The sequence below is a fragment of the Caballeronia cordobensis genome, from assembly GCF_001544575.2.
In the GTDB taxonomy this organism is placed as follows: domain Bacteria; phylum Pseudomonadota; class Gammaproteobacteria; order Burkholderiales; family Burkholderiaceae; genus Caballeronia; species Caballeronia cordobensis.
Map to the genome: position 1 here is coordinate 135,815 of NZ_FCNY02000018.1, position 9,813 is coordinate 145,627.

The window sequence follows — 9,813 nt, forward strand, 5'->3', positions numbered from 1 at the left end:
AAAGGTCGTCGCGGGCGCTAGTTTACCGGGGCGGCTTCCCGCGCCGGAACGGCTAGCGCGTCGAGCGCGTCGAGAATCGCTTCGGGCGTCGCGGGCGCGCGCAGCTTCGGCGCATCGGCGTTATCCGGCGCCACCGAGGCGATCGCCGCGCGTATCGCGAGCAGCACCGAGAACGACAGCAGGAGCGGCGGTTCGCCAACCGCTTTCGAACGGAAGATCGTCGGCTCGGCGTTATCGTTGTCATAAAGTGCGACGTTGAAGACGGCGGGCGCATCGTTGACGGCCGGAATCTTGTAGGTCGAAGGCGCATGCGTCATGAGGCGGCCGTCGCGGTTCCACCAGAGCTCCTCGGTCGTGAGCCAGCCCATGCCCTGGATATAGCCGCCTTCCACCTGCCCGATATCGATGGCCGGATTGATCGAGCGGCCCGCGTCGTGCAGCAGATCGGCGCGCAGCAGCTTCCATTCGCCCGTGAGCGTATCCACGACGACTTCCGACACGGCCGCGCCATACGCGAAGTAATAGAACGGGTGGCCTTGCAGCGTCTTCGCGTCCCAATGGACTTTCGGCGTCGAATAAAAGCCGTCGGACCACAACTGCACGCGCGCGAGATACGCGGCGGCGGCGAGCTGATCGAAGGGCAGCCGCGCGCCGTTCGCCTCGACGCCGCCGCCATGAAATTCGACGTCGGCCGCTTTGCAGCCGAGCTGCAGGGCGGCGAGATCGGCGAGGCGCGCGCGGATCGCGAGCGCCGCGGCTTCGGCGGCCTTGCCGTTCAGATCGCTTCCCGTCGATGCCGCCGTCGCCGATGTATTGGCGACCTTCGACGTATCCGTGGCCGTCACCCGCACGTGCGCGAGGCCGATGCCGAGCACGCTCGCGACCACCTGCGCGACCTTGGTGTTGAGGCCCTGGCCCATCTCGGTGCCGCCGTGGTTCACGAGCACCGAGCCGTCCTTGTAGACATGCACGAGCGCGCCGGCCTGATTCAGAAACGGCACGTTGAACGAGATGCCGAACTTGACCGGCGTGAACGCGATGCCGCGTTTCAGGACGCGGCTTTTCGCATTGAACGCGGCGACTTCCGCGCGGCGCGTTGCGTATTCGCTCGATGCGATCAGCGCATCGGTCAACGGCGCGATGACATTGTCCGCGACCGGCTGGCCATAAGGCGTCACGTTGCGCTCGCCGATGCCATAGTAATTCGCGCGCCGCACGTCGAGCGGATCGCGCTTCAGGCGATGCGCGATTTCGTCGAGCATCACTTCCATGACGAGCGCGCCTTGCGGGCCGCCAAAGCCGCGAAACGCGGTGTTCGACTGCGTGTTGGTCTTGCAGCACAGCGCACGGATTTCGACATCGCTCAGATAGTAGGCGTTGTCGAAGTGGCACACGGCGCGCGTCGCGACCGCGCCCGACAAGTCCGCCGAATAGCCCGCCCGCAACGCGATTTCGACCCGCGCGCCCGCGATACGGCCGTCGTCGTCGAAGCCGCATTCGTATTCGTAGACCGCATCGTGACGCTTGCCGGTGATCATGAAGTCGTCGTCGCGGTCGGCGCGCAGCTTCACCGGGCGCTTGAGCACATGCGCCGCAAGCGCCGCGACGCATGCGAACACTGCCGATTGCGATTCCTTGCCGCCGAAGCCGCCGCCCATGCGACGGCATTCGCACAGCACGGCATGCGTCGGCCAGCCGAGCATATGCGCGACGACCTGCTGCATTTCGCTCGGATGCTGCGTCGAGCTATGAACGAGCATGCCGTCCTGCTCCTGCGGCAGCGCGTACGCGACTTGTCCTTCGAGATAGAACTGCTCCTGTCCGCCGACTTCGAACTCGCCTTTCAGACGATGCGGCGCCGCCGCGATGCGTGCGGCCGGATCGCCGCGCCGCAGATGCAGCGGCGGCAGGACGAACTGATTGCGCGCCTTCGCTTCACGCGGCGTGAGGACGGCTTCGAGCGGCTCGTAGCGCACCACGTCCTCGCTTTTCGCGAGCGCGGCGGCGCGGCGCGCCAGATCGTGCGTCTCTGCGATGACGGCGAACACCGGCTGGCCGAGATACTGGACTTCGCCTGCTGCGAGGATCGGATCGTCGTGCAGCACCGGGCCGCAATTGTTCTCGCCGGGGATGTCGTCGGCCGTGAGCACCGCGACGACGCCGGGGGCCGCGCGCACCGCATCCAGATCGAGCGACACGATGCGCGCATGCGCATGCCGCGAAAGTCCAAGCGCCGCGTGCAGCGTGCCGCGCGCTTCGGGAATGTCGTCCGTGTAGCGCGCTTCGCCGCTCACGTGCAGGGCCGCCGATTCGTGCGGCAACGCGGCGCCGGCGGCGTCTTCGAGCTGGATCGGATCGCGGGCCTTGTTCATGGCGCTTCCTCCACATGGGAGCCATACGCGAACGCGTTGACTTCGGCGAGCGCGAGCGGGGCGTCGCGGCGCGTTTCCAGATAGAAACGCCACAGCACGTTGCGCGCCACCTTCGTCCGGTACGCACTCGATGCGCGCATGTCGGTGAGCGGCTGGAAATCGGCATCGAGCGCGGCCATCGCGGCGTGCGCGGCGGCTTCGGTCCATTCGTTGCCGGTCAGCGCGGCTTCGGCGCGCGCGGCGCGTTTGGGGGTCGCCGCCATGCCGCCGAACGCGATGCGCGCCTCGGTGATGCGGTTGGCGTCGTCGAGCCTGACCGCGAACGCCGCGCAAACCGCGGAAATGTCCTGGTCGTAGCGCTTCGACACCTTGTAGGTGCGAAAGCGCAGGGCGGCGACCGGACGCGGCACGCGGATCGCCGCGACGAATTCGCCCGCGTCGAGCGCGGTCTTCTGATAGCCGAGATAGAACGCGTCGAGCGGCATCGTGCGCGTTTTATCGGCCTTTTGCAGCACGAGTTGCGCATTCAGCGCGATGAGCGCGGGCATCGAATCGCCGATGGGCGAGCCGTTCGCCACATTGCCGCCGAGCGTGCCGGCGTTGCGGATGGGCCGGGAGGCGAAGCGCGTCCACAGTTCGGCCAGTTCGGGATAGTCGGCGGCGAGCGCCGCGTAGGCATCTTCGAGCGATGCCGCCGCGCCGATCGTCAGCGTGCCGGCGTCGCGTCCGATCGTCTTCAATTCGTCGACGTTGCCGATGTAGAGCATCTCGCCGAGCTCGCGGAACTGCTTCGTCACCCACAGGCCGACGTCCGTGCTGCCCGCGAGCAGCCGCGCGTTCGGATGCGCGGCGCGCAGCCGGGCGAATTCGGCGCGCGTGACGGGCGCGTGGAAGGCTTGATACTCGAAGGTTTGCGTGCGCTTGATCGCGGCGAGTTGCCGGGCGATGGCGTCGGCATCGAAAGGCGGGCGCGGGGTGTCGAACATGCGCTGCCCCGCATCGACGATCGGCCGATAGCCCGTGCAGCGGCACAGATTGCCCGACAGCGCCGTGGCGATGTCATCGCGCGACGGCGGCCCCGCATCGCGCGGATGGCTGTGATAGAGCGCCCACAGCGACATCGCGAAGCCGGGCGTGCAGAAACCGCACTGCGAACCGTGACATTCGACGAGCGCCTGCTGCACCGGATGCAGCGCGCCGTCTGCGCCGCGCAGGTCTTCGACAGTGAAGAGCGCGCGCGAATCGAGCGTCGGCAAAAACTGGATGCACGCGTTGACGGCTTTGAGCGCAAGCTGGCCGCGCGCGTCGAGTTCGCCGATCACGACGGTGCACGCGCCGCAATCGCCCTCGGCGCAGCCTTCCTTGGTGCCGGTGCAAAGCGCGGTCTCGCGCAGATGCTGAAGCACCGTGCGCGTGGCGGGCGCGTCGCCGATCTCGCGCACGGCGCCGCGCTGATAGAAGCGGATGGTTTGCGTTGTCATGATTCAGAAAGACATTGCGGACCGGGCGCGCGTTACGCGGTTTCCGTTCGTTTCATGGGTTGCCGCGAAAAACTTCGGGCTGCCTTTGAGCGAATCGGACTGCGCGCACGTAGATCGCCATCCAGGCACGACCTTAACACCCCAATATCTCAAAAAGATTGGCGGGCCCGTATCAAGATTATGCGGATGCGCTGATGCGCGAAAGGAAAAGCGCGCGGAAGGGGATAAAGCGGGGAAGAACGGGCGGCGCGCGAAAGGGCCGCCCGGAAGAAATTACCGCACCGTCGAGCGCAGTTTGCGCTTGAGCCGCAGGCTGGCCGCGACCAGCACGAAGATGAGCGCGAACGCGATCAGCGACCATTGCGGCAGCGACAGCCCAAGGATCGGCGGATACGGCGTCTCGCACAGGCCCGCGACCTTGAACACCTGCGGCAGCCAGGCGGCGGGCGGCAGACCGTCCACGATCGGCTGAAGCGCATCGAACCCGCAACTGAAGCCGGGATGCGATTGCACGTACACATGGCGAATCGCGGTGACGAGCCCGCCGAGCGCGGAAATCGCGACGAGCGTTTCCAGCAGCGCAATGCCGCGCCAGTTGCGAAACGCCGCGCCGAGGAACGCGAAGATCGCGACCAGCACGAAGAAATAGCGCTGGATGATGCAAAGCGGGCAGGGATCTTCGTTATGGAAGAACTGCAGATACAGCGCGCCGCCGACGAGACCGAGACTGACGAAACCGAGCAGCACGAGCAGGCGTCGCTCGCGGCGCATCACCCGGTCGTCCTGATGCATCGTGAAGTGATGTAAAGAGTTGTTCATTATTTCGCAACGATTCGAGAAGGAAGCACCTGAGTTGCGTGAGTATCGCGAGGAATTCTAGCGCGAACGCCGGATGCGCAAAAAGAGCCGCATCGCCGCGCGTTCAACGTGTGGTCGCCAGCACGGCTTCGACGGCGCGGCCGATCGAGAGCAGCGCATCGTCCGAATGCGGCGCGCCCGCGAGCATCAGGCCCACGGGCGCCGCGCCGCGCGGATGGCAGGGCAGCGACAGCGCGCAGGCGTCGAGGAAGTTGAAGGCGGTCGGATTGCGCAGGATCAGCGCGTTGACGCGCGTGAAGGCGTCGTCGTCGGAGGCCAGATCGGCGATGCGCGGCGGCAGCACCGGAACTGTCGGGCAGACGATCGCGTCGAAACGTTGCCAGAGCGTCGTGCGGGCTTCCTCGATCATCGCGGCGCGCGCCTCGCACAGGTCGATGTAGTCGGCGGCGCTGGCCGCTTCGGCACGCATGAGGCGCGCGAGCACGCGCGGATCGTAGTCGCCGCCGCGCTCGGCCATCAGCTTGCGATGCCACGCATACGCTTCGATCGCGACGAGCGGGTAGCGATTGATCTCCGGCAGCCGGTCGAGCGGCGCGAAGCGCACGTCTTCCACGAGCGCGCCCGCCGCGGCGAGATGGTTCACGGCGGCGGCCACCGCGGTCGCGACGGGCGTTTCGACGCCTTCGGTCACGTAGTTCGTCAGCACGCCGAGGCGCACGCCGTCTAGCGGGCGCGTGGCGGGCACGCCGGGATCGCGTCCGCCGAGAATGCGGTCGACGAGCGCGCAGCACGCGACCGATACGCCGATCGGCCCGAACGAATCGAGCGTCTTCGAAAGCGGCACGCCGCCTTGCTTCGGAATGCGGCTCGCGGTCGGCTTGAAGCCGGTGAGCCCGCACAGCGCGGCCGGAATGCGGATGGAGCCGCCGGTATCGGTGCCGAGCGCGACCGCCGCCATGCCGTCGGCGACCGACGCCGCCGCGCCCGAGGACGATCCGCCCGCAATGCGCGCGTCGGCGTCGTCCGCCGGGTCGGCGCGCCACGGCGAGCGCGGCGTGCCGTAATGCGGGTTGAGGCCGAGGCCCGAGAACGCGAATTCGCTCATGTTGGTGCGCCCGACGATCACCGCGCCCGCGCGACGCAGGCGCGCGACGGTCACGGCGTCGGCACGGGCGGGCGGGGCATCGGCAAGCGCCCTGGAGCCGGCGCGCGTCACCTGGCCTTCGATGTCGAAGAGATCCTTGATCGATACCGGAATGCCCGCGAGCGGCGAGAGCACCGTGCCGGCGCGCAGGAGCGCATCGTGCGCATCGGCGGCGGCGCGGGCGTGGTCGGCGTCGACCTGGAGGAAAACGGTCGAGCCCTGGCCCGCCGGATCGGCGATGCGTTCGAGCGCGGCCTCGACGAGCGCGCGGCTCGTCGTGCGGCCGGCGCGCAGATCGGCGGCGAGTTGAGCGAGTGGAGCGAACTGCGGCGAAGTGGTCGGCATGGCGTCGGGCAGTGGCGTCGCCGTCTGCGAGAAGGCCGGGCGTGCCCGGCGCTTCGCATCGGCAGTGAAAGGATGGGCGCGCCGCAACGCGAAGCCGGGCCGCCCAAGGTGGCTGACATTCTAAGCCACCGACGCGTGCGGCGAGCGGCTCAGATGGTGCGCGAGAAACGCCGCAGGCTGGCTTGCCCGAGATAGCGGTCGAACACCGACGCGACGTTGCGCACCAGCATGCGTCCGGCGGGCAGCACGCGGATCGCATCGCGCGACAGGTCGATGAGCCCGTCGCCGGCCATCGGCGCGAGGCGCGCGAGCTCGACGGCGAAGGTCGCGGGAAAGTCGATGCCGTGAGTCGCGGCGATATCGTCGAAACGCAGCTCGCCGCCGCACATGAGGCGCATGATGACGTCGCGGCGCAAGGTGTCGTCGGCGGACAGGCGCACGCCGCGCGCGATGGCGAGTTGGCCCGCGTCGATCGCGCTCGCGTAATCGGCCAGCTCGCGGGCGTTCTGCGCGTAGACATCGCCGATCTTGCCGATCGACGACGCGCCGATGCCGATCAGATCGCAGTCCGCATGCGTGCTGTAGCCCTGGAAGTTGCGCTGGAGCGTGCCGGCTTCGAGCGCGCGCGCGAGTTCGTCGCCGGGCAGCGCGAAATGGTCCATGCCGATATACACATAGCCCGCCTCGCTCATGCGCGCGATCACGCGTTCCAGAATCGCGAGGCGCACGGCGGGCGAGGGCAACGCGCTCTCGTCGATCTGACGCTGCATCTTGAAAAGCGTGGGCATGTGCGCGTAGCCGAATACTGAAACGCGATCCGGCCTCAGTTCGATGATCGCGTCGAGCGTGCGCGAAAAGCGCTCGACGGTCTGATGCGGCAAGCCGTAGATCAGATCGACGCTCACCGACTGAAAACCGTGCTCGCGCGCGGCGTTCAGCACGGTTTCGGTCATTTCTCTCGGCTGGATGCGGTTCACGGCACGCTGCACGCGTTCGTCGAAGTCCTGCACGCCGAGGCTCAGGCGGTTGAAGCCGAGTTCACGCAGGAGCGCGATCGTGTCCGCCGATGCCTCGCGCGGATCGACTTCGATCGAATATTCGGCGCGCGTGTCGTCGACGAGCGCGAAGTGTTCGCGCGTGGCGGACATCAGCTCGGCCATCTCGTCGTGCGAGAGGAACGTCGGCGTGCCGCCGCCCCAGTGAAGCTGCGTGACCGGGCGCGATGCGTCGAAGAGCGCGGCCTGCAGCGCCAGCTCGCGCTTCATGCGATCGAGATACGGGCGCGCATGCGCGCGGTTTTTCGTCGCGACCTTGTTGCAGCCGCAGTAGAAGCAGACGGTGTCGCAGAACGGAATGTGGAAATACAGCGAGAGGTCGGCGTTCGCCGGACCGCGCTGCGCGGCTTCGCGGTAATGCGCGGGATCGAACGATTCGGCGAACTGGACAGCGGTAGGGTAGGACGTGTAGCGCGGGCCGTGCGCATCGTAGCGCGCGAGCAGGTCGGGGCGAAAGAGCGGGGCGGCGGGAGACATGACGAACCTCTGGGAATCGTCCGAGTGTAATCGGCGGCCGGGTGTGGGCGTTGCGTGATAAGGTCGCAGCCCGACGTCATTGATTGACGAAGCGCAATGTGAAGGCGTGGGACAATGCCGGTTTGATCTCGTCGTTCCCGTATCGTCATGCCGATCGTTTCTTCGCCTCATGCCTGCCGCGAAGGTTGCGGCGCGTGCTGCATCGCGCCTTCCATTTCGAGTCCGATTCCGGGCATGCCGCATGGAAAGCGCGCGGGCGAGCGTTGCGTGCAACTGGATAGCGACCTGCGCTGCAAGATCTTCGGCGATCCGCGCAGGCCGGCCTGCTGCGGCGGATTGCAGCCATCGAACGAGATGTGCGGCGAGACGCGGGAACATGCGCTGAAGTGGATCGAGCGGCTGGAGCGTGAGACGCTGCCGACGCAACTGTCGTGACGCGCCGCAGTCCAAGCCCGGACCGCGCCGCACGGCGCAGATGTGAAGAAAAAGCACTGGAGGATCACGCATGACGGAACCCGTCGCGCCGCTGCGGCGCCGGTTCGTGCTGGCCACGCTGATGTCGCTGCCCGCACTCACTTTCGCAGCGAAGGCAAGAGCCGCTTCGAACTCGATATTCCCGTTCATTCCGGATCACTACACATTTTCCACGCAGCAGGTTCAGGACGCGGTCGCGCGCAAGTTTCCGCTGCAGCGCACCGCATCGCAGATTTTCGACGTGGTCCTGAGCAATCCCGTCGCCGGCATGGCACCGGATCGCAATCGCGTGACGGTGCGCGTCGATGCGCGCCTCGCGACCCCTTTCATGCCGAATCCCGTGACGGGCGTGTTCACGCTCTCGACGCAGCTCGGCTACGACGCACCGAGCCGTTCGGTCATTCTCATGTCGCCGACTGTTGACGCCGCGCAGTTCAACGGTGACGCCGCGCAGTACAACCAACAGATTGCGTCGGTCGGCGCGCAACTCGCGGCGCAATTGCTCGACCGTTATCCGATTCACACCTTCAAGCCCGAAGAACTCCAGTTCGCCGGCGTGTCTTACGAACCCGGTACAATCACAGTCCTTACAAACGGCATACGTGTGCAGATCGTCGAGAAGTGAGTCGAAAACTCTGCGCGGCATGTTTGACAACCAACGGCGATAACAGCGAACAAGGGCTGACGGATGGACTGGATATTGATGGTGAAGGCGCTGATTCTCGGCGTCGTCGAGGGCTTGACCGAATTCCTGCCGGTCTCCAGCACGGGGCACCTGATCGTGGCGGGCAGCTTGCTGAACTTCACCGACGCACAGTCGAAAACCTTCGACGTCGTCATTCAATTCGGCGCGATTCTGGCGATCTGCTGGGAATACCGCGCGAAAATCGGCTCGGTGGTGACGGGCCTGCCGGTGCGCGCCGACGCACGGCGCTTCACGATCAATGTGATCATCGCGACCATTCCCGCCATCGTGCTCGGCCTGCTGTTCGAGAAGCACATCAAGTCGGTGCTGTTTTCGCCGGTGCCGGTGTCGGTGGCGCTGATCATCGGCGGCATCGTGATTCTGTGGGCGGAAGCGCGCCAGCGCGAACGCGGCGCGCTGACACGCGTGCATTCCGTCGACGACCTGACCTACGGCGACGCCTTCAAGGTCGGTCTCGCGCAATGTTTCGCGCTGATTCCCGGCACGTCGCGCTCGGGCGCGACGATCATCGGCGGGATGCTGTTCGGGCTGGAGCGGCGCGTCGCCACCGAGTTTTCGTTCTTCCTCGCCATTCCGATCATCTTCGGCGCGACGATCTACGAAATGGCGAAGTACTGGCGCACGCTGACCGTGGACGATCTCGGCCTCTTCGCCATCGGACTGATCGCGGCGTTCATCAGCGCCTTCGTCTGCGTGCGCTGGCTGCTGCGCTACGTCGCGTCGCACGATTTCACGGCGTTCGCGTGGTATCGCATCGGCTTCGGCTTGCTGATTTTGATCGTCGGGTATAGCGGCGGCTTGAGCTGGGCCGACTGATTTCCCGCTGCGCGCCACAAGAAAAACGCCACGGCTTGCCGTGGCGTCAGACTGCTGACCAACCCCACGTTTTCTCAACGTGGGGTTTTCTTTTTCACCCGAAGGCGATTTGAGCGCTCACCGG

8 protein-coding genes are annotated in these 9,813 nt (G+C 66.5%); 3 read left to right on the plus strand and 5 right to left on the minus strand.

Going from position 1 to position 9,813, the window contains the following annotated elements; genetic code table 11:
• Nucleotides 1-17 precede the first annotated feature (17 nt).
• From xdhB to hemN, 5 genes are all read right to left on the minus strand, one after another.
• Entirely contained in the window at nt 18-2,372 is a 2,355-nt protein-coding gene (xdhB, locus tag AWB70_RS28770; protein ID WP_053567698.1) for a xanthine dehydrogenase molybdopterin binding subunit, read from the minus strand.
• Complete coding sequence (gene xdhA / locus AWB70_RS28775) at nt 2,369-3,853, minus strand: xanthine dehydrogenase small subunit (protein WP_053567699.1); 1,485 nt, start codon at nt 3,851-3,853, stop codon at nt 2,369-2,371. Before xdhA ends, xdhB begins: the two co-directional genes overlap by 4 nt.
• 273 nt (nt 3,854-4,126) lie before the next feature.
• The gene (locus AWB70_RS28780; RefSeq protein WP_014190762.1) at nt 4,127-4,645 is read right to left on the minus strand and encodes a disulfide bond formation protein B; all 519 of its coding nucleotides are present in this window, start codon (nt 4,643-4,645) and stop codon (nt 4,127-4,129) included.
• A 130-nt stretch (nt 4,646-4,775) separates the two neighbouring features.
• Nucleotides 4,776-6,161 (minus strand): amidase, encoded by a 1,386-nt coding sequence (locus AWB70_RS28785; protein ID WP_053567700.1) that lies wholly within the window; start codon nt 6,159-6,161, stop codon nt 4,776-4,778.
• Between the two features lie 149 nt (nt 6,162-6,310).
• On the minus strand, nt 6,311-7,693 hold the full coding sequence (hemN, locus tag AWB70_RS28790; RefSeq protein ID WP_053567701.1) for an oxygen-independent coproporphyrinogen III oxidase: 1,383 nt from the start codon (nt 7,691-7,693) through the stop codon (nt 6,311-6,313).
• A gap of 147 nt (nt 7,694-7,840) precedes the next feature.
• Here hemN and AWB70_RS28795 point away from each other — a divergent pair, with 147 nt between their 5' ends.
• From AWB70_RS28795 to AWB70_RS28805, 3 genes are all read left to right on the plus strand, one after another.
• On the plus strand, nt 7,841-8,128 hold the full coding sequence (locus tag AWB70_RS28795) for a YkgJ family cysteine cluster protein (protein ID WP_053567702.1): 288 nt from the start codon (nt 7,841-7,843) through the stop codon (nt 8,126-8,128).
• A 70-nt stretch (nt 8,129-8,198) separates the two neighbouring features.
• On the plus strand, nt 8,199-8,792 hold the full coding sequence (locus AWB70_RS28800; protein ID WP_014190766.1) for a DUF1439 domain-containing protein: 594 nt from the start codon (nt 8,199-8,201) through the stop codon (nt 8,790-8,792).
• 63 nt (nt 8,793-8,855) lie between these two features.
• Complete coding sequence (locus tag AWB70_RS28805) at nt 8,856-9,689, plus strand: undecaprenyl-diphosphate phosphatase (protein ID WP_014190767.1); 834 nt, start codon at nt 8,856-8,858, stop codon at nt 9,687-9,689.
• The last annotated feature ends 124 nt before the right edge of the window (nt 9,690-9,813 follow it).